22 protein-coding genes are annotated in these 20,609 nt (G+C 68.8%); 16 read left to right on the top strand and 6 right to left on the bottom strand.

The window, feature by feature from the left end; translation table 11 throughout:
• The first annotated feature begins 21 nt into the window (after window positions 1-21).
• The 3 genes from QPR87_RS13520 (at window position 22) to QPR87_RS13510 (ending at window position 1,315) form a co-directional block, all read left to right on the top strand.
• Entirely contained in the window at window positions 22-477 is a 456-nt protein-coding gene (locus tag QPR87_RS13520) for a c-type cytochrome (protein WP_199766612.1), read from the top strand.
• Entirely contained in the window at window positions 477-1,058 is a 582-nt protein-coding gene (locus QPR87_RS13515) for a cytochrome b/b6 domain-containing protein (protein WP_011748825.1), read from the top strand. The genes QPR87_RS13520 and QPR87_RS13515 overlap by 1 nt, the downstream gene beginning before the upstream one ends.
• A 101-nt stretch (window positions 1,059-1,159) precedes the next feature.
• Window positions 1,160-1,315 carry a hypothetical protein gene (locus QPR87_RS13510; RefSeq protein ID WP_155984334.1) on the top strand — a complete coding sequence of 52 codons (156 nt, stop codon included), beginning with the start codon at window positions 1,160-1,162 and terminating at the stop codon, window positions 1,313-1,315.
• 32 nt (window positions 1,316-1,347) lie between these two features.
• Here the strand turns inward: QPR87_RS13510 and parC are convergent, their stop codons facing one another.
• Window positions 1,348-3,591 carry a DNA topoisomerase IV subunit A gene (gene parC, locus QPR87_RS13505; protein ID WP_104491423.1) on the bottom strand — a complete coding sequence of 748 codons (2,244 nt, stop codon included), beginning with the start codon at window positions 3,589-3,591 and terminating at the stop codon, window positions 1,348-1,350.
• 102 nt (window positions 3,592-3,693) lie between these two features.
• On the opposite strand from parC, the gene QPR87_RS13500 reads away from it, so the two are divergent.
• From QPR87_RS13500 to QPR87_RS13475, 6 genes are all read left to right on the top strand, one after another.
• On the top strand, window positions 3,694-4,512 hold the full coding sequence (locus QPR87_RS13500) for an SDR family NAD(P)-dependent oxidoreductase (protein ID WP_230999498.1): 819 nt from the start codon (window positions 3,694-3,696) through the stop codon (window positions 4,510-4,512).
• Between the two features lie 24 nt (window positions 4,513-4,536).
• The gene (locus QPR87_RS13495; protein WP_104491422.1) at window positions 4,537-4,737 is read left to right on the top strand and encodes a twin transmembrane helix small protein; all 201 of its coding nucleotides are present in this window, start codon (window positions 4,537-4,539) and stop codon (window positions 4,735-4,737) included.
• Window positions 4,737-5,309 (top strand): cob(I)yrinic acid a,c-diamide adenosyltransferase, encoded by a 573-nt coding sequence (locus QPR87_RS13490; protein ID WP_011748829.1) that lies wholly within the window; start codon window positions 4,737-4,739, stop codon window positions 5,307-5,309. The genes QPR87_RS13495 and QPR87_RS13490 overlap by 1 nt, the downstream gene beginning before the upstream one ends.
• A 120-nt stretch (window positions 5,310-5,429) precedes the next feature.
• Window positions 5,430-6,188, top strand: a complete 759-nt coding sequence (locus QPR87_RS13485) for an electron transfer flavoprotein subunit beta/FixA family protein (RefSeq protein WP_285049856.1) — start codon at window positions 5,430-5,432, stop codon at window positions 6,186-6,188.
• Window positions 6,188-7,114, top strand: coding sequence for an electron transfer flavoprotein subunit alpha/FixB family protein (locus QPR87_RS13480; RefSeq protein WP_285049855.1), 927 nt, complete (start codon window positions 6,188-6,190; stop codon window positions 7,112-7,114). The genes QPR87_RS13485 and QPR87_RS13480 overlap by 1 nt, the downstream gene beginning before the upstream one ends.
• A gap of 198 nt (window positions 7,115-7,312) precedes the next feature.
• Window positions 7,313-8,188: a 3-hydroxybutyryl-CoA dehydrogenase gene (locus tag QPR87_RS13475; RefSeq protein ID WP_011748832.1), complete on the top strand. Its 876-nt coding sequence runs from the start codon at window positions 7,313-7,315 to the stop codon at window positions 8,186-8,188.
• Between the two features lie 75 nt (window positions 8,189-8,263).
• On the opposite strand, the gene plsY is transcribed toward QPR87_RS13475, so the two are convergent.
• The 3 genes from plsY to QPR87_RS13460 are packed head-to-tail and all read right to left on the bottom strand — an operon-like array spanning window position 8,264 to window position 11,072.
• A complete protein-coding gene (gene plsY / locus QPR87_RS13470) occupies window positions 8,264-8,848 on the bottom strand; it encodes a glycerol-3-phosphate 1-O-acyltransferase PlsY (RefSeq protein WP_285049854.1) in 585 nt (194 codons plus the stop codon).
• Window positions 8,845-10,116 (bottom strand): dihydroorotase, encoded by a 1,272-nt coding sequence (gene pyrC / locus QPR87_RS13465; RefSeq protein ID WP_285049853.1) that lies wholly within the window; start codon window positions 10,114-10,116, stop codon window positions 8,845-8,847. The genes plsY and pyrC overlap by 4 nt, the downstream gene beginning before the upstream one ends.
• Window positions 10,113-11,072: an aspartate carbamoyltransferase catalytic subunit gene (locus QPR87_RS13460; protein WP_011748835.1), complete on the bottom strand. Its 960-nt coding sequence runs from the start codon at window positions 11,070-11,072 to the stop codon at window positions 10,113-10,115. Before QPR87_RS13460 ends, pyrC begins: the two co-directional genes overlap by 4 nt.
• Window positions 11,073-11,174: 102 nt before the next feature.
• Here QPR87_RS13460 and cobA point away from each other — a divergent pair, with 102 nt between their 5' ends.
• The 6 genes from cobA to QPR87_RS13430 all read left to right on the top strand — a co-directional run bounded on the left by cobA (window position 11,175) and on the right by QPR87_RS13430 (window position 15,542).
• Window positions 11,175-11,909 carry a uroporphyrinogen-III C-methyltransferase gene (cobA, locus tag QPR87_RS13455; protein ID WP_011748836.1) on the top strand — a complete coding sequence of 245 codons (735 nt, stop codon included), beginning with the start codon at window positions 11,175-11,177 and terminating at the stop codon, window positions 11,907-11,909.
• Window positions 11,910-11,992: 83 nt separating this feature from the next.
• Window positions 11,993-12,508 (top strand): DUF2478 domain-containing protein, encoded by a 516-nt coding sequence (locus QPR87_RS13450; protein ID WP_011748837.1) that lies wholly within the window; start codon window positions 11,993-11,995, stop codon window positions 12,506-12,508.
• Between the two features lie 2 nt (window positions 12,509-12,510).
• On the top strand, window positions 12,511-12,753 hold the full coding sequence (locus tag QPR87_RS13445; RefSeq protein ID WP_011748838.1) for a sulfurtransferase TusA family protein: 243 nt from the start codon (window positions 12,511-12,513) through the stop codon (window positions 12,751-12,753).
• On the top strand, window positions 12,753-13,682 hold the full coding sequence (locus QPR87_RS13440) for an AEC family transporter (protein ID WP_285049852.1): 930 nt from the start codon (window positions 12,753-12,755) through the stop codon (window positions 13,680-13,682). The genes QPR87_RS13445 and QPR87_RS13440 overlap by 1 nt, the downstream gene beginning before the upstream one ends.
• Before the next feature lie 3 nt (window positions 13,683-13,685).
• Complete coding sequence (locus QPR87_RS13435; protein ID WP_011748840.1) at window positions 13,686-14,492, top strand: crotonase/enoyl-CoA hydratase family protein; 807 nt, start codon at window positions 13,686-13,688, stop codon at window positions 14,490-14,492.
• A gap of 105 nt (window positions 14,493-14,597) precedes the next feature.
• Window positions 14,598-15,542, top strand: coding sequence for a DMT family transporter (locus QPR87_RS13430; protein WP_104491417.1), 945 nt, complete (start codon window positions 14,598-14,600; stop codon window positions 15,540-15,542).
• 39 nt (window positions 15,543-15,581) lie between these two features.
• Here QPR87_RS13430 and QPR87_RS13425 read toward each other — a convergent pair whose 3' ends face one another.
• Both QPR87_RS13425 and QPR87_RS13420 read right to left on the bottom strand, forming a co-directional pair.
• Window positions 15,582-15,914: a DUF2794 domain-containing protein gene (locus tag QPR87_RS13425; RefSeq protein WP_104491821.1), complete on the bottom strand. Its 333-nt coding sequence runs from the start codon at window positions 15,912-15,914 to the stop codon at window positions 15,582-15,584.
• Between the two features lie 60 nt (window positions 15,915-15,974).
• Complete coding sequence (locus QPR87_RS13420; protein ID WP_285049851.1) at window positions 15,975-16,574, bottom strand: cytochrome b; 600 nt, start codon at window positions 16,572-16,574, stop codon at window positions 15,975-15,977.
• Window positions 16,575-16,744: 170 nt separating this feature from the next.
• On the opposite strand from QPR87_RS13420, the gene QPR87_RS13415 reads away from it, so the two are divergent.
• Entirely contained in the window at window positions 16,745-20,602 is a 3,858-nt protein-coding gene (locus QPR87_RS13415) for a non-ribosomal peptide synthetase (protein WP_285049850.1), read from the top strand.
• Window positions 20,603-20,609 lie beyond the last annotated feature (7 nt).

Raw genomic sequence — 20,609 nt, 5'->3', positions numbered from 1 at the left:
CCACATGAAAGGAACGACGACATGCGCCTGATTCTCACTGCCGCCGCCCTGGCTGCGGTTCCGCTGGCCAGCCTGGCCCAGGATGATCCGGTCAAGCAGGCCATCGACGCCCGCCACGGCTTTTACCAGATGCTGGCCATCAACATGGGCACGCTCTCGGGGATGGCCAAGGGCGATGTCGCCTATGACGAGGCCGCGGCCAGCCGCGCCGCCGCCAATATCGAGGCGCTGACGCAATACGACCTGCCAAGCCTGTTCATCGAGGGCAGCAGCTCCGCCGATGCCCAGGACAGCGCGGCCAAGCCCGACATCTGGTCCAATCCCGAGGATTTCGGCACGAAGTTCGCCGGGCTGGGCGAGGCGGCGACCGGCGCCTCGGATGCGGTCAAGGGTGGTGCCGGAGAGGTCGGCGCGGTGGTTCAGAAGCTGGGCGGCGCCTGCAAGGCCTGTCACGACGACTATCGCGAAAAGAGCTGATGAAAGGCCCCGTCCGCGAGGTCCGGCTGTGGGACCCGCTGCTGCGCGGATTCCACTGGTTGCTGGCCTTTTTCGTGATCCTGGGATGGTGCCTCGGCCAGTTCGGGCCTGCCAAGATGACGCTGCATTTCTGGTGCGGCTATGTCGTGGCGGGGCTTTTGCTGTTCCGGCTGGTCTGGGGTTTTTTCGGCCCGGCCCCGGCGCGGTTCTCGCATTTCCTGCGGGGACCGGGGGCGATAGCGGGCTATATGCGGGGGATGTTCCTGCGCGAGCCCAGCTATTGGCCCGGCCACAACCCGCTGGGGGCGCTGTCGGTCATCGCCATGCTGGCGGTGCTGGCGGCGCAGGTGACCACCGGCCTGATCTCGGACCCCGACGACTATATCAACGTCGGCCCGCTGGCCTCCTACGTCAGCGGCGCCACGCGCTCCAAGGCGGTGGGCTGGCACAATCTGGGCGCCAACCTGATCCTGGTCCTTGTGCTGCTGCATATCGCGGTGATCCTGTTCTATCGCTTCTGGAAGCGCGAGAATCTGGTGCAGCCGATGATTACCGGACGCAAACAGGTTCGTGAGGAATAGGCCGCGGAATTGATCGAATCGCCCCCGCGTGTCAGGCTGGGCCATGCCGGGCCTGCGTTCTGGCCTGTCCGGCATGCCTGAACCGCACGAAGGAGCCGATGATGATCAGCAAGACCGTCGCCCTTGCCCTGGCGTTTTCGATGGCCGCCATCCCCGCGCTTGCGGACTGCCCCGGCCACAAGAAGGTCTCCAGCGACCAGACGGCGGCAACCACGCCGACCGAAAGCCCGGCCCCCGCGCCGAGCGTGAACAGCTAGCGCAAAGGGCGGGACCCGCGCCCCGCCCTTTCTCAGTTGAACCTGTTGTCGCGCGGGAAGCCGCGCGGCGCCATGTAGCCTGCGCCCGCCCGCTTGCCGAGCCATTCGGTCAGGTCCGGCTCGCTGCGCGTCCGGCCGCCGGTTTCCTGCCAGCGCAGCCCTTCGGCCAGGGTGATGCAGATGGCATCCGACAGCCCGCCATCCTTGTATTTCTGCAAGCGCACGCCCTTGCCGCGCGCCATTTCCGGCAGTTCTGATAACGGAAAGACCAGCAGCTTGCGGTTCTGGCCGACCACCGCGACATGATCGCCGGTGACGCGGCGGCACAGCGCCGCCTCGCCGTTCAGCACCTGCTTGCCGGCGCGGGTCTGCGCCAGGATGTCGGCCCCGGCAACGACGAACCCGTCCCCGGCCTTCGAGGCGACCAGATATCGCTCGCCGTCGCGCCAGGGGAACATGTCGATCACGGCGGCATCGTTGGGCAGGTCGATCATCAGCCGCAGCGGCTCGCCCATGCCGCGCCCGCCGGGCAGGTTGTTCGCCGGCAGGGTATAGAAGCGGCCGTTGGCGGCAAAGACCATCAGCTTGTCGGTGGTCTCGGCATGCAGCGCCATGAACGGACCGTCGCCGTCCTTGAACTTGACCTCGGCATCCAGCGGCTGGTGGCCCTTCATGGCGCGGATCCAGCCCATCTTCGACAGGATGACGGTGATCGGCTCGCGCTCGATCATGGCGTCCATGTCGATCTCGGCCACCTCGCCGGCCTCGCCGATCTCGGTGCGGCGCTGGCCGCCGGGGGCAGACTTGCCGAATTTCGCCCGGGTCTCGCGCAGTTCCTCGGCGATCCTGGCCCATTGCGCGCCCTCGTCGGCCAGCATGGCCGCCAGGCCCTCGCGCTCGCGGGTCAGGTTCTCGTGTTCGGCGCGCAGTTCGATTTCCTCAAGCCGGCGCAGCGCACGCAGGCGCATGTTCAGGATCGCCTCGACCTGCACGTCGGACAGCTTGAACTCGGCGATCATGACCGCCTTCGGATCGTCCTCGTGCCGGATGATCTCGATGACGCGGTCGAGGTTCAGGAAGGCGATCATATAGCCCTCCAGCACCTCCAGCCGGGCCGCGATCTTGTCGAGCCGGTGGTTCGAGCGCCGCACCAGCACCTCGCGCCGGTGGTCCAGGAAAGCGCGCAGCACCTCTTTCAGCGAGCAGACCTTGGGCACGCGGCCGTCGATCAGCACGTTCATGTTCAACCCGAAGCGCACCTCCAGGTCGCTCACCCGGAACAGCGCCGCCATCAGCTGCTCGGCATCGACGGCGCGGGTGCGCGGCTCCAGCACGATGCGGATGTCCTCGGCCGATTCGTCGCGCACATCGGCCAGGATCGGCACCTTCTTCAACTGGATGACCTCGGCCAGCCGCTCGATCAGCTTGGATTTCTGCACCTGATAGGGGATCTCGGTGACGACGATCTGCCACTGGCCGCGGCCCAGATCCTCGACCGACCAGCGCGCCCGCAGCCGCAGGCTGCCACGGCCGGTCCGGTAAGCCTCGGCAATGGTTTCGCGCGATTCGACCAGCACGCCGCCGGTCGGGAAATCCGGCCCCGGCACGATCGAGACCAGCGTGTCGTCGCGGGCATCCGGCGCCTTGATCAGATGCAGGCAGGCGTCGATCACCTCGTGCAGGTTGTGCGGCGGCACGTTGGTCGCCATGCCGACCGCGATGCCCGAGGCGCCGTTGCACAAAAGGTTCGGAAAGGCGGCGGGCAGCACGATGGGTTCTTCCAGCGTGCCGTCGTAGTTCGGGCGGAAATCGACCGCGTTCTCGGCCAGCCCCTCCATCAGCGCCTCGGCGGCCGCGGTCAGGCGGGCCTCGGTATAGCGGCTGGCGGCGGGGTTGTCGCCGTCGATATTGCCGAAATTGCCCTGCCCGTCCACCAGCGGATAGCGCATGGCAAAGGGCTGGGCCAAACGCGCCATGGCGTCGTAGATCGCGGCATCGCCATGCGGGTGATAGTTGCCCATCACGTCGCCGCTGATCTTGGCCGATTTGCGGAAGGCCCCCGTAGGCGAAAGCCTGAGTTCGCGCATGGCGAACAGGATGCGGCGATGCACCGGCTTCAGCCCGTCGCGCGCATCCGGCAGCGCCCGGTTCATGATGGTGGAAAGCGCATAGGTCAGATACCGCTCGCCGATGGCGCGCGACAGCGGCTCGGACGTGGTCTGATCCTGGCTCGGATCGGGCGGGGTCGGATCTGGAACATTCGGATCGTCTGACATGTTCCGGTGAATAGGCCCGCACGCCGCGCCGGTCCAGCCGGAAATGCGCGGCTTGCGCAAGGCCCGGCCTTGGCGCAGAACCCCGGCGGCAAGGAGGCGCGCATGAAGACCGTTCTGATCACCGGCTGTTCCTCGGGCATCGGGCTGGACGCGGCGCGGCACATGCGGGCGCGCGGCTGGCGCGTCATCGCCACCTGCCGCAAGCCCGAGGATATCGAGGCCCGCCGCGCCGAGGGCTTCGACACGCTGCACCTGGAACTGGGCTGCGAGGACAGCGTGGCGCGCTGCGCCGAATCCGCGCTGGCCCTGGGGCGCATCGACGCGCTGGTGAACAACGCCGCCTTCGCCATCCCCGGCGCCGCCGAGGACCTGCCGCGCGGCGCATTGCGCGCGATCTTCGAGGCGAATCTGTTCGGCACCCATGACCTGACCCGCCGGCTGATCCCGCATTTCCGCGAGCATGGCGGACGGGTGGTGAACATCAGCTCGGTCCTGGGCCTTGTCGGCATCCCCTGGCGCGGCGCCTATGTCGCGACGAAATTCGCGCTGGAAGGGCTGACCGACGTGCTGCGCGTCGAGATGGCCGATACCGGGGTGCAGTTCATCCTGATCGAGCCCGGCCCCATCGGCACCAGGATCCGCCAGAACTCGATCCCGCATTTCGAGCGCTGGATCGACTGGCAAGCCAGCCCGCGCGCCGGGCAATACCGCCGCACGCTGCTGAAACGCCTCTACGAGCCGGCCGCGAAGAAGGACCGTTTCGAACTGCCGCCCTCGGCCGTCAGCACCCGGATCGCGCAGGCGCTGGAAAGCCCAAGGCCCCGCCCGCGCTATTACGTCACCACGCCGACCCATGTCTCGGGCATCGGGCGGCGGCTTCTTTCCACGCGCGCTCTGGACTGGTTCGCGCGCCGCAGCTAGGCTTCGCGCCGAAAGGGCCCGCCCATGCATGACAAACCGCTTTTCTACCTGCTCGCGATCTGCTGCCTTGTCGTGGTGGTGATCCTGGCCACCGGCATCGGCGGTTTCGCCAAGGGCGGCGAGTTCAACCGCAAGCACGGCAACCGCATGATGCGCTGGCGCATCATCGCCCAGGCCATCGCCATCGCGGTCTTCCTGCTTTATCTCTGGGTAAGGAGCGGCTGATGGTCGTGCTGAACAAGATCTACACCCGCACCGGCGACAAGGGCGAGACGGCGCTGTCGAACGGCGAGCGCGTGCCCAAGCATTCCCTGAGGGTCGAGGCCTATGGCACCGTGGACGAGCTGAACGCCACGCTGGGCCTCGCCCGCCTGCATGCCACGGACGAGATCGCGGCGCGCATCGCGGTGATCCAGAACGATCTTTTCGACCTTGGCGCCGACCTGTCGCGCCCGCGCATGGTCGAGGATGCCGAGGCGCCCTATCCGGTGCTGCGCATCATCGACGCCCAGGTCGAGCGGCTGGAGACCGAGATCGACGCGATGAACGCCGACCTCGCCCCCCTGCGCAGCTTCATCCTGCCGGGGGGCTCGGCGCTCGCGGCGCATCTGCACCTGTCGCGCACCGTGGCGCGGCGGGCCGAGCGCGCCGCCGTGGCGCTTTCCGCGGCCGAGGATGCCAATCCGGCCGCCGTGAAATATCTCAACCGCCTTTCGGACTGGCTGTTCGTGGCGGGGCGCGTCGCCAATGAAAACGGCGCGCAGGATATCCTGTGGGTGCCAGGAGCCAGCCGTTAGCGACAACATGACGGAATGGAAATGTTACGACGCGTTACGGTCGTTTTTTCCCTGTCATTGCCGCCGATGGCCCGCTAACAAACCCTCCGAACAGGTGACGCAACCAAAGGGGAGAGGCCGATGAAGGTTCTCGTGCCAGTCAAGCGCGTGATCGACTACAACGTGAAGGCGCGTGTGAAGTCTGACGGTTCTGGAGTTGATCTTGCGAATGTGAAGATGTCGATGAACCCGTTCGACGAGATCGCGGTCGAGGAGGCGATCCGTCTGAAGGAGAAGGGTCAGGCCGAGGAGGTGATCGCGGTCAGCATCGGCGTCAAGCAGGCGGCCGAGACGCTGCGCACCGCGCTGGCCATGGGCGCCGACCGGGCGATCCTGGTGGTGGCCGCGGACGACGTGCAGCAGGACATCGAGCCGCTGGCGGTGGCGAAGATCCTCGCCGCGGTGGCCAAGGCCGAAGGCACCGAACTCATCATCGCCGGCAAGCAGGCCATCGACAACGACATGAACGCCACCGGCCAGATGCTGGCGGCGATCCTGGGCTGGGCCCAGGCGACCTTCGCCAGCAAGGTCGAGATCGAAGGGGCCAAGGCCAAGGTCACCCGCGAGGTCGATGGCGGCCTCCAGACCATCGCGGTCGCCCTGCCGGCGGTGGTCACCGCCGACCTGCGGCTGAACGAACCGCGCTATGCCTCGCTGCCGAACATCATGAAGGCGAAGAAGAAGCCGCTGGAGGAAAAGACCGCCGGCGACTACGGCGTCGACGTCGCGCCGCGGCTGGAGGTGGTCTCGGTGCGCGAGCCCGAGGGCCGCAAGGCCGGCATCAAGGTCGGCTCGGTGGACGAGCTGGTGGGCAAGCTGAAAGAAGCGGGGGTGATCTGATGGCTGTTCTGCTGCTTGGGGAAGTCACGAATGGCGAGCTGAACCGCGATGCGACGGCGAAGGCGGTGCAGGCGGTCAAGGCGCTTGGCGATGTGACGGTGCTCTGCGCCGGCGCCTCGGCGAAAGCGGCCGCCGAGGAGGCCGCGAAGATCGCCGGCGTCGCGAAGGTGCTGGTCGCAGAAGACGCCCTCTACGGCCACCGCCTGGCCGAACCGACCGCGGCGCTGATCGTGGGCCTGGCCGGCGATTACGACCACATTGCCGCGCCGGCGACCACGGACGCCAAGAACGTGATGCCGCGGGTTGCGGCGCTTCTGGACGTGATGGTGCTGTCGGACGTCTCGGCCATCATCGACGCGGACACGTTCGAGCGTCCGATCTATGCCGGCAACGCCATCCAGGTGGTGAAGTCGAAGGACGCGAAGAAGGTCTTCACCATCCGCACGGCAAGCTTCGACGCGGCGGGCGAGGGCGGTTCGGCCACCGTAGCGGACACCGCCGCTGCCGCCGATCCGGGCCTGTCAGCCTGGGTTGCCGACGAGGTGGCCGAGAGCGACCGCCCCGAGCTGACCTCGGCGAAACGCGTGGTCTCGGGCGGCCGGGGCCTGGGCTCGAAGGAGAGCTTCGCGATCATCGAAGAGCTGGCCGACAAGCTCGGCGCCGCGGTGGGCGCCTCGCGCGCGGCGGTGGACAGTGGCTACGCCCCGAACGACTGGCAGGTGGGCCAGACCGGCAAGGTCGTCGCCCCCGAGCTTTATGTCGCGGTCGGCATCTCCGGCGCCATCCAGCACCTTGCGGGGATGAAGGACAGCAAGGTGATCGTTGCGATCAACAAGGACGAGGAGGCGCCGATCTTCCAGATCGCCGATTACGGCCTCGTCGGCGACCTGTTCTCCGTCGTGCCGGAGCTGACAGGGAAGCTCTGAGCGCTTTCTCCGTTTTCCAAATACTCCGGGGGAGCGCCCCTGAGGCCCCGTCAAGGGGCCGCAGGGGCGCGGGGGCAGAGCCCCCATCCCTGCAAAAACCGTTTGAAAACCGCCCGTTTCCATAACGGGCGGTTTTTGCATTGAACGTCCAAGGCGCTTACGCCTATCGTCCTGCCTGACCGACGAAAGGATGGGTTCATGGCGATTCAATCGGTGGGCGTGATCGGCGCCGGACAGATGGGCAATGGCATCGCGCATGTCTTTGCCCTGGCGGGTTATGACGTGCTCATGACCGACATCTCGCGCGAGGCGCTGGACAAGGCCGTGGCGCAGATCGACCACAACCTGGAACGCCAGGTCAGCCGCGGCAAGGTCTCGGCCGAGGACAAGGCCGCGGCGATGCGGCGCATCACCACCACCATGACGCTTTCCGACCTGGGCAAGACCGACCTGATCATCGAGGCCGCCACCGAGCGCGAAACCGTCAAGCAGGCGATCTTCGAGGATCTGCTGCCGCATCTGAAGCCCGAGACCATCCTGACCTCGAACACCTCGTCGATCTCGATCACCCGCCTTGCCAGCCGCACCGACCGGCCCGAGCGCTTCATGGGCTTCCACTTCATGAACCCGGTCCCGGTCATGCAGCTGGTCGAACTGATCCGCGGCATCGCCACCAACGAGGAGACCTACAAGGCCCTGGTCGAAGTGGTCGAAAAGATCGGCAAGACCTCGGCCAGCGCCGAGGATTTCCCGGCCTTCATCGTCAACCGCATCCTGATGCCGATGATCAACGAGGCGGTCTATACGCTTTACGAGGGCGTCGGCTCGGTCAAGTCCATCGACCAGTCCATGAAGCTGGGCGCCAACCACCCGATGGGGCCGCTGGAACTGGCGGATTTCATCGGCCTCGACACCTGCCTGGCGATCATGAACGTGCTGCACGAGGGGCTGGCGGACACGAAATACCGGCCCTGCCCGCTCTTGGTGAAATATGTCGAGGCAGGCTGGCTGGGCCGCAAGACCGGGCGTGGGTTCTACGACTATTCGGGCGAGGAACCGGTGCCGACGCGATAGGGGCTCCGCCCCCGCCCTGAACGCCCCTCGACGGGGCGCTCAGGGCGTCCCCGGAGTATTTTCAGAACAGAGAAATCAAGACTTCCTGCCGATCCTGGGCTCGGTCCCGGCAAGGATGCGGGCGATGTTCGTGCGATGGCGGATGAAGATCAGCACGGCCATGAACGCCGTCACCGCCGCCATGCGCGCGCCATCCAACCAGAGGGCAAGGCAGGGCGTCAGCGCAGCGGCCACCAGCGCCGAAAGCGACGAGATCCGGCCGGCCAGCGCCGCCAGCAACCAGATCCCGCAGGCGATCAGGCCCAGCCGCCAGTCCAGCGCCAGCAGCGTGCCAAGGAAGGTCGCGACCCCCTTGCCGCCCCGAAAGCCCAGCCAGACCGGGAACAGGTGGCCCAGGAAGGCCGCCGCGCCCGCGGCCAGGGCGGCGTCAGGACCGGCGAGCCAGCGCGCCAGCAGCACGGCGATGGCGCCCTTGCCGCTGTCCAGCAGCAGCGTCGCCAGCGCGGCCGGCTTGTTGCCGGTGCGCAGCACGTTCGTCGCACCGATATTGCCCGAGCCGATTCGGCGCAGGTCGCCCAGGCCCAGCGCACGGGTGATGACGATGCCGAAGGGCACCGAGCCCAGCAGGTAGCCGATCACGGCCCAGAGGATCAGGCTCATGCATCCTCTCCGAAGACGCGGCGGCCGGCGACCCAGGTGCCCAGCACCCGCCCTTCCATCCGCGCACCGTCGAAGGGCGTGTTCTTCGACTTGGACAACAGCGTGAAGCGGTCCAGCACGAAGGGCGCGTCGGGATCGAACAGCACCAGATCGGCCGGAGCGCCCGCCGAGAGCCGCCCGCCCGGCAGTCCCAGCCGCCGCGCCGGATTGAGCGACATCGCCCGCCAAAGCTGCGGCAGGCTCAGCCCGCCCTGATGGTAAAGCCGCATCGCCGCCGGCAGCAGGGTTTGCAGCCCCACCGCGCCCGGCGCCGCCTCGGCAAAGGGCAGGCGCTTGCTTTCCTCGTCCTGCGGGGTGTGGAAGCTGGCGACCACGTCGATCAGCCCCTCGGCCACCGCCTCGACCATGGCCAGCCGGTCCTCCTCGGAGCGCAAGGGCGGGGTGAAGCGGAAGAAGGTGCGATAGCCGCCCACGTCGTATTCGTTGAGCGTCAGGTGATGGATCGAGATGCCGGCAGTCGCGTCCAGCCCGGCCTCGCGCGCGCGGCGCAGCGCCGGCAGGCTGGCCGCGACGGTGATCTGGTCGGCATGGTAGCGGGCGCCGGTCATCGCCACCAGCGCCAGGTCGCGGTCGAGCCCCATCACCTCGGCCATGGGCGAAACCGCGGGCAGGCCGTAGAGCGAGGCGAACTTGCCGCCGGTCGCCGCCGTACCTTTCGACAGGCCCGGCTCCTGCGGATGGCCGACGATCAGCGCGCCAAGGCCGCGGGCATAGGTCATGCAGCGCGACAGGAGCCGGGTGTCGGAAACCACCCGCACCCCGTCGGTGAAGGCCACGGCGCCGGCATCCTGCAGAAAGCCCATCTCGACCATCTCGCGCCCCTCGCGGGCGCGGGTCAGCGCCGCCATGTGGCGGATGTTCACCGGCGCATCGGCCGCACGGCGGGTGGCGAATTCCAGCGATTCCGGGGCATCGATCGGCGGCATCGTGTCCGGCCGCGCGATCACCGTGGTCACGCCGCCCGCCGCCGCCGCCAGCCCGGCGCTGCGGAAGCTTTCCTTGTGCCGCTCGCCCGGCTCGCCGATCTTGACGCCCCAGTCGATCAGGCCGGGGGCAAGGCATCTGCCGCCGCAGTCGATCAGTTCGGCGCCTTGCGGGGCGTCGGCACCAACGGTCTCGATCCGGCCGTCGCGGACGGTCAGCGTGGCGTCCTCGACCGATTGCGTCTCGGGGTCGATCAGGCGGGCGTTCTGGAAGTGCAGGATCATGCCATCATCTCCGCCGCCTTGGCGCCGCGTTCGGCCCGCAGGTTGCGCGCCAGCAGGTCCATCGCCGCCATGCGCACCGCGACCCCCATTTCCACCTGGTCCTGGATGACGCTGCGGTTGATGTCGTCGGCGATGGTGCCGTCGATCTCCACCCCGCGGTTCATCGGCCCCGGATGCATGACGATGGCATCGGGCGCGGCCAGCGCCAGCTTTTCCGCGTCCAGGCCCCAGCGGTGGTAATATTCCCGCTCGGACGGGATGAAGCCGCCGTCCATCCGCTCTTTCTGCAAGCGCAGCATCATCACCACATCGGCGCCCTTCAGCCCCTCGCGCATGTCCTCATGGATCTCGCAGCCCCAGTCGCGCGCGCCCGAGGGCATCAGCGTCGCCGGCCCGACCAGCCGCAAGCGGTTCTCCATCTTGCCCAGCAGGATCAGGTTCGAGCGCGCCACCCGGCTATGCGCGATGTCGCCGCAGATCGCCACGGTCAGCCGGTGCAGCCGGCCCTTGGCGCGTCGGATGGTCAGCGCGTCCAAGAGCGCCTGCGTCGGATGCTCGTGCCTGCCGTCGCCCGCGTTCAGGACCGCGCAATTCACCTTTTGCGCCAGCAGGTCCACCGCGCCCGATTGCGGATGACGCACCACCAGCAGGTCGGGATGCATGGCGTTCAGCGTCAGCGCGGTGTCGATCAGCGTCTCGCCCTTTTTCACCGAACTGGTCTGCATCGCCATGTTCATCACATCGGCGCCCAGCCGCTTGCCTGCCAGCTCGAAGCTGGACTGCGTGCGGGTCGAGTTCTCGAAGAACATGTTGATCTGCGTCATCCCCGCCAAGGCATCGGAATGCTTCACCGTGCGGCGGTTCAGATCGACATAGGTCTCGGCCAGGTCGAGAAGCGTGGTGATTTCGGGGGGGGCGAGCGGCTCGATCCCCAGAAGATGGCGGGCACGGAACATGGCTTGATCCCCAAGGTCGCGGTCGCGCCTTCTATGGCAAATGGCGGGCCGGGCGGCAAGCAGCCCCTTGCCTTGACGCGGATTTTGCCGCATCGCCAGATCATGCGTGAACAGATCGGCCTTGTCAGCTTCGTCTCCTCGGGTCCGGGCGACCCCGAGCTTCTGACCCTGCGCGCCGCCCGGCTGCTGGCCGAGGCGGATGTGGTGCTTTACGACGACCTGGCCTCGGGGCCGGTGCTCGAGCAGGCCGGGCCGCAGGCGCAGCTGATCGGCGTCGGCAAGCGCGCCGGGCGTCCCTCGGCCAAGCAGGAACATGTCAACGCGCTCCTGGTGGAACACGCCCGGGCGGGCAAGCATGTGGTGCGGCTGAAATCCGGCGATTCCGGCATCTTCGGCCGGCTGGAAGAGGAGTTGTCGGCGCTGCGGGCTCACGGCATCCCGTTCCAGATCGTGCCCGGCGTGCCCTCGGCCATGGCCGCCGCCGCCGTCGCCGGCCTGCCGCTGACCCGGCGCCAGACCGCGCGGCGGCTGCAATTCGTCACCGGCGCCGACGTGACCGGCGGGCTGCCCGAGGACCAGAACTGGGCCGCCCTGGCCGATCCGCGCGCCACCACCGTCGTCTTCATGGGCCAGCGCACCTTCCCGCAGATGGCGGCATTGCTGGTCGAAAACGGCCTGCCCCCGGATACGCCGGCATTGCTGGCCGAGGCGGTCGGCCATCCGCACCAGCGCCTGATCCGCACCACCGTCGCCCGCCTCGCCGAGCAGCTTGCCACCGAGGGTCCCAGCCCGCATCCGGCGCTGATCCTCTACGGCCCGCTGGCCGAGGGGAACTGAGCCCGGCAGTTTCTCCGTTCTGCAAATACTCAATATTGCGCCCGCGCGCCCAGGGACTATGCTGGCCGCGAGAGAGGACCGCCATGCTGGGTTTCGTGACCGTTCAGGACAATGCGCCGGGTGCCGGCGACCGGCTGCTGACCGCCGCGGCCGAGCGGCTGGCCGCCGCCGGGATGCGGCTGGCGGGCGCGGTGCAGATCAATACCGAACCTGTGCCGGGGGGCGATTGCGACATGGACCTGCGCATTCTCGGCGATGACGGGCCGCTGGTGCGCATCACCCAGTCGCTCGGCCCGGGGGCGCAGGCCTGCCGGCTGGATACCGGCGCGCTGGCCCAGGCCGTCGCGCGCACCGAATCGGTGCTGGACCGCGGGGCCGAGCTGCTGATCGTCAACAAGTTCGGCAAGCAGGAATGTTTCGGACGCGGCTTTCGCGAAACCATCGCCCGCGCGCTCGCCGCAGGCATCCCGGTTCTGGTGCATGTCCCCGACGAACAGCTGCCCGCCTTTCGCGAATTCGCCGGCGAACTGGCCGAAGAGCTGCCGCCCGAGCAGATCGAGGACTGGTGCCGCGCCCGGCTGACCAGTTCGGCAGCCTGACCATGCAGATCGACGCACGCGGCCTTCTGTGCCCTCTGCCGGTGCTGCGGCTGCGCAAGCGGCTGATGGCGCTGCCGCGGGGCACGCGGGTCACGCTGCTGGCCACCGACCCCGCCGCGGTGATCGACGTGCCGCATTTCTGCGCCGAATCCGGCCATCGCCTGGTCGGCAGCCGCGAAATCGCGCCGGGCGAGACCGAATACGTCGTCGAACGCGGCCCCGCCTGCGCCATCGCCGCGGACTGATGCTGGCGATCTTTCTAAAGACCTTGCCGTTCTTTCTCGTCATCGGCACGGGCTGGCTGGCGGGGCGCACGCGCTTTTTCCCGCCCGAGGCGACCGGCTGGCTGACGAAATTCGTCTTCTACTTCGCGCTGTCGGCCATGCTGTTCCGCTTTGCCGCGACGCTGGATGTGGCAAGCCTCTTCGACCCGGCCTTCGTCATGGCCTATCTTTGCGGCTCGGCCGCGCTTTGGGCCCTGGGTTTCGCGGTGGCGCGCTGGCGCCACCAGCCGCTGGTCACCGCGGCAATGGAGGCGCATACGGCAATGACCGGCAATACCGGCTTCCTGGGCGTGCCGATGCTGGTCGTGCTGCTGGGCGAACGCGCCATCGGCCCGGTGCTGATGGTGCTGACCATCGACATGGTGGTGTTCTCGACGCTGATCACCCTGATCGTCACCGCGGCAAGGCAGGGGCGGGTACGGCTGGCGACGCTGTGGCCCCTGCTGCGCGGCATCGTCTCGAACCCGATGATCGTCTCGATGCTGGCGGGACTGGCCTGGGCCGGGCTGCACCTGCCGATGCCGGGGCCGCTGGACGAATTCCTGGCGCTCTTGGGCGCCTCGGCCACGCCGGGGGCGCTGTTCGCCATCGGCGCCAGCCTGGCCGGACGCGCGGCCGAGCGCATGGGCCCGGCGCTTTGGCTCAGCCTCGCCAAGCTGGTGCTGCACCCGCTGGCGGTGGGCATCGCCGCGCTGGCGGTATTCGGGGTCGAGCCCTATGCGGCGGGCGTGATGATCGCCGCCGCCAGCCTGCCGGTCGCGGGCAACGTCTATATCCTCGCGCAATATTTCGGCACCGCCGTGCAGCGCGTCTCGGCCGCCATCCTGATCTCGACCGCGGCGAGCATCGCCACGGTTCCCGTCGTCATTCACTGGATCACGAAAGGCTAGACCATGCGCGACATTTCGCAGTTGAACCTGACCCACCTGCTCTTCGACATGGACGGGGACGGCATCGCCACCGTCACCCTGAACCGCGCCGCCAAGCGCAACGCCCTGAATGCCGAGACCATCGAGGAACTGGTCGCGGTCTTTTCCGCCCTGCCCGCCTCGGGCGCCCGTGCCGTGGTGCTGCGCGCCGAGGGGCCGCATTTCTGCGCCGGGCTGGACCTGGTCGAGCACGGGCGCGAGGAACGCAGCCCTGCCGAGTTCATGCGCATCTGCCTGCGCTGGCACGAGGCGTTCAACAAGATCGAATATGGCGGCATTCCGGTCATCGCCGCGCTCAAGGGCGCGGTGGTGGGCGGCGGGCTGGAACTGGCCTCGTCGGTCCATATCCGGGTGATGGACGAGACCACCTATTTCGGCCTGCCCGAGGGGCAGCGCGGGCTGTTCACCGGCGGCGGCGCCACGATCCGCGTGCCCCGGCTGATCGGGCAGGCGCGCATGATGGACATGATGCTGACCGGCCGGCTGTATTCCGGGGACGAGGCGGTGCAGGTCGGGCTGGCGCAATACCGCGTGGCCGACAGCGAGGCGCAGGCCTACGACCTTGCCCGCCGGGTGGCGCAGAACACGCCCCTGTCGAATTTCGCGGTCTGCTCGGCGATCTCGCATATGCAGAACATGTCGGGGCTGGACGCCGCCTATGCCGAGGCCATGGTCGCCGGCATCGTCAACACCCAGGACGCCGCCAGGGGAAGGCTGGACAGCTTTGCCCAGGGCACGGCGCAAAAGATCAAGCCGGGCGAGGCAGGCTGACCCCGCCGCCGCAAGGTTTCGGCCGCAAGAAACGGATCGCGGCCGCGTGCCAAGGCGGCAACATGCCCTGCGAAACCGGCCGCACGGGTCGAAGGAGGGAAGATCATGCCGGCACCGGCCGCCACCAACCGCCCCATGACGCCGCTGGAATGGGCGATGCTGCTGGCCCTGTCGGCGGTCTGGGGTGGGTCGTTCTTTTTCAACGCCGTGGCGGTGCGGGAATTGCCGGTGTTCACCGTGGTCGTGTCGCGCGTGGCGCTGGCCGCGCTGATCCTGCTGGCCATCCTGCGCCTGCGGGGCGAGCGGATGCCGCGGGGCCGCCCGGTCTGGGCGGCGTTCTTCGGCATGGGCCTGCTGAACAATGCCATCCCGTTTTCGCTGATCGTCTGGGGACAGCAGCACATCGCCTCGGGCGCGGCCTCGATCCTGAATGCCTCGACGCCGCTCTTCACCGTGATCCTCGCCCATCTCCTGACCAGCGACGAGCGCATGACCGGCGGCAAGCTGGCCGGGGTTCTCATCGGCTTTGCGGGCGTGGCCGTGATGATCGGGGCGGATGCGCTGCACGACCTGGGCGCGCATGTCGTGGCGCAGCTTGCCTGCCTTGCCGGGGCGATATCCTATGGCTTCGCGGGCATCTACGGACGCCGGTTCCGCGCGATGGGGGTCAGCCCGATGAGCACGGCGACCGGACAGGTGATCGCGTCCAGCCTGATCCTGCTGCCGCTTGTCGCGGTCGTCGACCGGCCATGGACGCTTGCGGCGCCAAGCCCGGCGGCCATCCTTGCGTTGATCGGCCTGGCCGCGATTTCGACCGCGCTGGCCTATGTGCTGTATTTCCGCATCCTCGCCACGGCGGGCGCAACCAATCTCGTGCTGGTGACATTCCTGATCCCGGCCAGCGCGATCCTGCTGGGCATCCTGTTCCTGGACGAAACCCTGCAGCCCCGCCAGCTTGCCGGCATGGCGCTGATCGGGTTGGGGCTGGCCGCGATCGACGGGCGGCCGTGGCGGGCGGTCCGGCGGCGAAAAGGCGATTCGGCCGCATGAGCCTGATGACCCATGCCGCAGGCCACGGCAGCGCCGGGCTCAGTCCACCGGACGGATCAGCTTCTTCTCAAGCACGCGCAGCACGGTGCGCAGGTCGTGCCCGCGCTTGAGCACGCGCCCATCCATGCCGATCACCGCATATTGCCCCTGCGCATTGCGCATCCTGGGACGCTTTTCGATGCGATAAAGCGGATGCTCGGCCGCGCGGCGAAAGACCGAAAAGACCGCCATGTCGCGCAGGAAGGACATGGCATAGTCCCGCCATTCCCCCGCCGCCACCATGCGGCCATAGATCGACAGGATGACGCCCAGTTCGGCCCGGTCGAAGGCCACGCGATCATGCTCGGACGGGAAACCGAAGGGCACATTCATCATGAAGGAATGGTGACACCGCCCCGGCGCGCAATCAACGAAAAAGGGCGGCCTCGTGCCTTACCTTGCCGATCTGCCCGAAATCGTGGCCTGAAGTCCCGCCCGCCGCCGCCCGGCCATGCGCGCCAGCGTGCCGTCGCGCCACATGCCCTCGTGCACGCCGACCATGACGACATGGCCCAGGATCAGCGCCAGGAGCAGCCAGCCCATCTCGCCATGCAGCGCATCGCCCAGCCCGACCATCCAGCCGATGGGAGGCTGCTGGGCCGGAAAGATCTCGAAGCCGAAGGGGGCAAAGACCCGCTCGCCGCCATAGGCGCGCAGCAGGGCCGCGACCGGCACCAGCACCATGACCAGATACAGCACCAGATGGCCCAGCCGCGCCGCCAGTCCCCAGAACCCGGGGCCGTGATCCGGCCGGCGGCTGCGGTTCGCCAGGGCCCAGCCCACCCGCAGCACGATCAGCAGGAACAGCACCGTCCCCACAGGCTGATGCCAGCCGACGAAAAAGGACACCAGCGGCGTGCGGCCCAGAAGCAGCCGCAGCCCCATGCCGAAGAACTGCCACAGCATCAGCGCCGCGATGCTCCAATGCAGCAGGCGTGTCACCTTGCCATAGGCCTGCTCGGTATCGCGCAAGGGCAGGGCTCTGGGGGTCATGGCCGCTCCTGCGCGGCCGGCCGCGCGAGTAAAGTTGACTAAATTCCTTAGCGACAGTATGGCCATGGCCCCAGACGGGCAAGACCCGCGATCCGGTGCCCGGGGTAACATGGTTGTCAGCTTATTCTTTTTCCCGCGATTTCACTCGTTCCGGCCCGGACGGGCCTGACATGGACACGCATCGCGACATTCCCGCCGATACCGGCTGCCCGCTGACCGAGGCGCAGGAGGGGCTGTGGTATGTCCAGGCGCTGGACCCGGGCAACCCGATCCTGAACACCGGGCAATATCTCGAGCTTGTCGGCCCGCTGGACCGCGACGCGCTGGCCCAGGCCGCGCTGCGCACCATCGCCGAGACGCCCGCCCTGTCGCTGCGCTTTGGCACCGGGCCGCAGGGACCGCGGCAATGGGTGGGGCGCCCGCCGATGCTGGGCTTTGCCGACCTGTCCGCCCAGCCCGATGCCGAGGCGCAGGCACTGGCGCAGATGCGCGCCGACAGCCAGCGCCCGCTGGACCTCGGCAACGAGCCGGCCGGGGCGCTGACCCTTTTCGTGCTGGGGCCCGAGCGGCACCTGCTTTACGAGCGCATCCATCACCTGGCCATCGACGGCTATGGCATGGTGCTGGTGACGAACCGCATCGCCGCCCATTACGCCGCGCTGGTGGCCGGTGCGCCGGCGCCCGAACCCTTTGGCCCGCTGTCGCTGGCGGCCGAGGAGGACGCGGCCTGGCGCGCCTCGCCGCGCCGGCAGGCCGAACGTGACTGGTGGCATGCGGAACTGGCCGGCCTGCCCGAAGTGGCCGGGCTGGTGCCGGGCCGCGCGGTCAGCGGACCCGATTTCCTGCGCGACACGCGCTTGCTGCCGCAGGCCTTGCTGGACCGGCTGGCGGGCTATGCCGCCCAGAACCGGCTGGGCTGGCCCGACGTCATGAACGCGCTGACCGGCGCCTATCTGGCGCGTTGGACCGGCGGCGAGGCGGTGATCGGCCTGCCCTTCATGGCGCGGATGGGACGCAAGATCGCGCAGGTGCCCTGCATGGCGATGAACGTGCTGCCGCACCGGCTGCGGCTGGACGAGGATGCTCCTCTGCCCGAATGGCTGGCCGCACAGTCCAGGCGAATGGCGCAGGGTCGCCGCCGCGGCCTTTACCGCAGCGAGCTTCTGCGCCGCGAACTGGGGCTGGTCGGCGGCACGCGGCGGCTTTACGGGCCGCTGGTGAACGTGCAGCCCTTCGACAGGCCGCCGGAATTCCCGGGGCTGGACTGCCGGCTGCATATCCTCGGCGCCGGCGCGGTCGATGACCTGACGCTGACCTTCCGCGGCGATCCGACCTCGGGCATGATCTTCGAGGTGGACGCAAACCCGGCGCTTTATGCGCCCGAAGAGGTGCGCGGCCATGGCGACCGGCTGGTCGCCTTCCTGACCACCGCGCTTTCGGCCGAGACGCTGGCCGGCGTGCCCACCGCCAGCCCCGCCGAAATCGCCGAGGCAAGGGCGAGGGGCGAGGCGACGCGCCATCCCCTGCCCGACACCACCCTGACCGCGCTGATCGAGGCGCAGCTTGCCGCCACGCCCGGGGCGCCGGCGATCAGCTTCGACGCGGACAGCCTCAGCTTTGCCGAACTCGACCGCCGCAGCGCCGCCCTTGCCGCGCGGCTGGAGGAACTGGGCGCCGGCCCCGACCGTATCGTCGCGGTGGCGCTGGAGCGTTCGCTGGAACTGCCCGTCGCGCTGCTGGCGATATTGCGTGCCGGCGCGGCCTACCTGCCGCTGGACCCCGCGCATCCGCCCGAACGCATCGCCCGCATCCTGGCGCAGGCCCAGCCGGTCGCGGTGCTGAGCACGGCCGATCTGGCGGGGCTGTTTCCCGCCGGCACCGATCCGCTGCTGCCCGGCGACTGGCCAGCCGAGGGGCGCCCCAGGGCCAGGCCGCAGCCCGGCGATCTGGCCTATGTGATCTTCACCTCGGGCTCGACGGGCGAACCCAAGGGCGTCGCCGTCGAGCATCGCGCCATCGTCAACCGCCTCATGTGGATGCAGGCGCATTACGGCATCGCCCCCGACGACCGCATCCTGCAAAAGACCCCCGCGACCTTCGACGTATCGGTCTGGGAATTTTTCCTGCCGATGATCGCCGGGGCCGAGCTGGTCATGGCGCCGCCCGGCGCGCATCGCGACCCCGCTGCCATCGCCAAGGCGATCCGCGACCGCGCCGTGACAACCTGCCATTTCGTGCCCTCGATGCTCTCGGCCTTCCTGGCCTCGCCCGCCTCGCAGGGGCTGGCGATGCGCCGGGTGTTCTGCTCGGGCGAGGAGTTGACGGCCGATCAGCGCGACCGCTTCCACGCCCGGATCAAGGCCGAGTTGCATAACCTCTACGGCCCGACCGAGGCGGCGGTGGATGTCAGCTATTGGCCCGCCGGGCCCGAGGATCGCACGAACCCGATCCCCATCGGCTGGCCGGTCTGGAACACGGCGCTGGAGGTGCTGGACGATCGCATGCGCCCGGTGCCGCCGGGCCTGGCCGGGCATCTTTATCTAGGCGGGGTGCAGCTTGCGCGCGGCTATCTGGGCCGGCCCGACCTGACGGCCGAGCGGTTCGTGGACGGCCCCTCGGGGCGGCTTTACGCCACGGGCGACCTGGCGCGGCTGCGGCCGGACGGGGCGGTGGTCTATCTGGGCCGTTCGGACCACCAGGTGAAGATCCGCGGGCTGCGGGTCGAGTTGGGCGAGATCGAGGCGGCGATCATGGCCACCGGCATGGCGCGCGAATGCGTGGTGATCGCGCGCGAGGACCATGCCGGCGAAAAGCGCCTCGTCGCCTACCTGGTGCCGAGCGAGGATTGGCGGCCGGGACTGCTGGCCGAGCGGCTGGCGGCCGGCCTGCCCGCCTATATGGTCCCCTCGGCCGAGGTGGCGCTGGAGGCACTGCCCGTCACCTCGAACGGCAAGCTGGACCGCAAGGCACTGCCTGCGCCGGAATTCGCCACCTCGGGCCGCGCGGCGGAAACCGCGACCGAACATCTGCTGGCCCGGCTTTTCGCCGAGATCCTGCACCTGCCCGAACCCGCCCCGGCCGAGGCGGATTTCTTTGCCCTTGGCGGCGATTCGCTTTCCGCGGTGCGGCTGGCACAGGCGCTGGAGGCCGAGACCGGCCGAGACCCCGGCCTGGGCACGATCTTCGAGCACCCGGTGCTGGCCGTGCTGGCCGCCGCACTGGATGCGCAGACGCCGCATGACGACGGGCTTGGTCCGCTGATCCTGCTGGCCGAGGGCGATGCGCAGGCTGCACCGCTGTTCCTGATCCATCCGGCGGGGGGCCTTGCCTGGGGCTATCGCGGGCTGGCACGGCGCATCGCGCCGGCGCGGCGGGTCTGGGGGCTGCAACATCCGGGCCTCGATCCGACGGTGGCGATGCCCGAAAGCCTTGCCGCGCTGGCGCAGGACTATGCCCGGCGCATCACCGCGCTGGCACCGCAGGGAAAGATCCATCTGGCGGGCTGGTCGGTCGGCGGCATCCTGGCACAAGAGATCGCCGTGATCCTGTCCGCGATGGGCCGCGAGGCCGGGGTGGTCGCCATGCTGGACAGCTATCCCTGCGACGCTTGGCGCGACGAGCCCGAGCCGGACCCGGTCGCCGCCCTGCGCGCGCTGCTGGCCATCGCCGGCTACGACCCCGAGGCGCATCGCGACCTGGACACGCGCGAGGCGGTGGTCGCCTTTCTGCGCCGGGGCGACAGCGCGCTGGGGGCGCTGCCCGCGCAGGTGCTGGACGGGGTGGTCCGCACCGTGACCGGCACCAACCGGCTGATCCGGGGCCATCACCATCGCAGCTTTGCCGGCACGGTCACGCATTTCCGCGCCGCCCGCGACCACAAGGATCGCGCGCTGACGCCCGAAATGTGGGCGCCCTATGCCGCCGGGCTGAAGATCATCGACCTGCCCTTCCTGCATGCCGAGATGACCTCGGCCGAAGCCACCGCCCTGATCGCGCCCGAGCTTGCCCGCAGACTGGCCGAGAGCTGATCCTGTC

Source organism: Paracoccus sp. SSJ (assembly GCF_030234105.1).
GTDB lineage: Bacteria > Pseudomonadota > Alphaproteobacteria > Rhodobacterales > Rhodobacteraceae > Paracoccus > Paracoccus denitrificans.
This window is presented reverse-complemented; position numbering and strand designations above follow the sequence as displayed.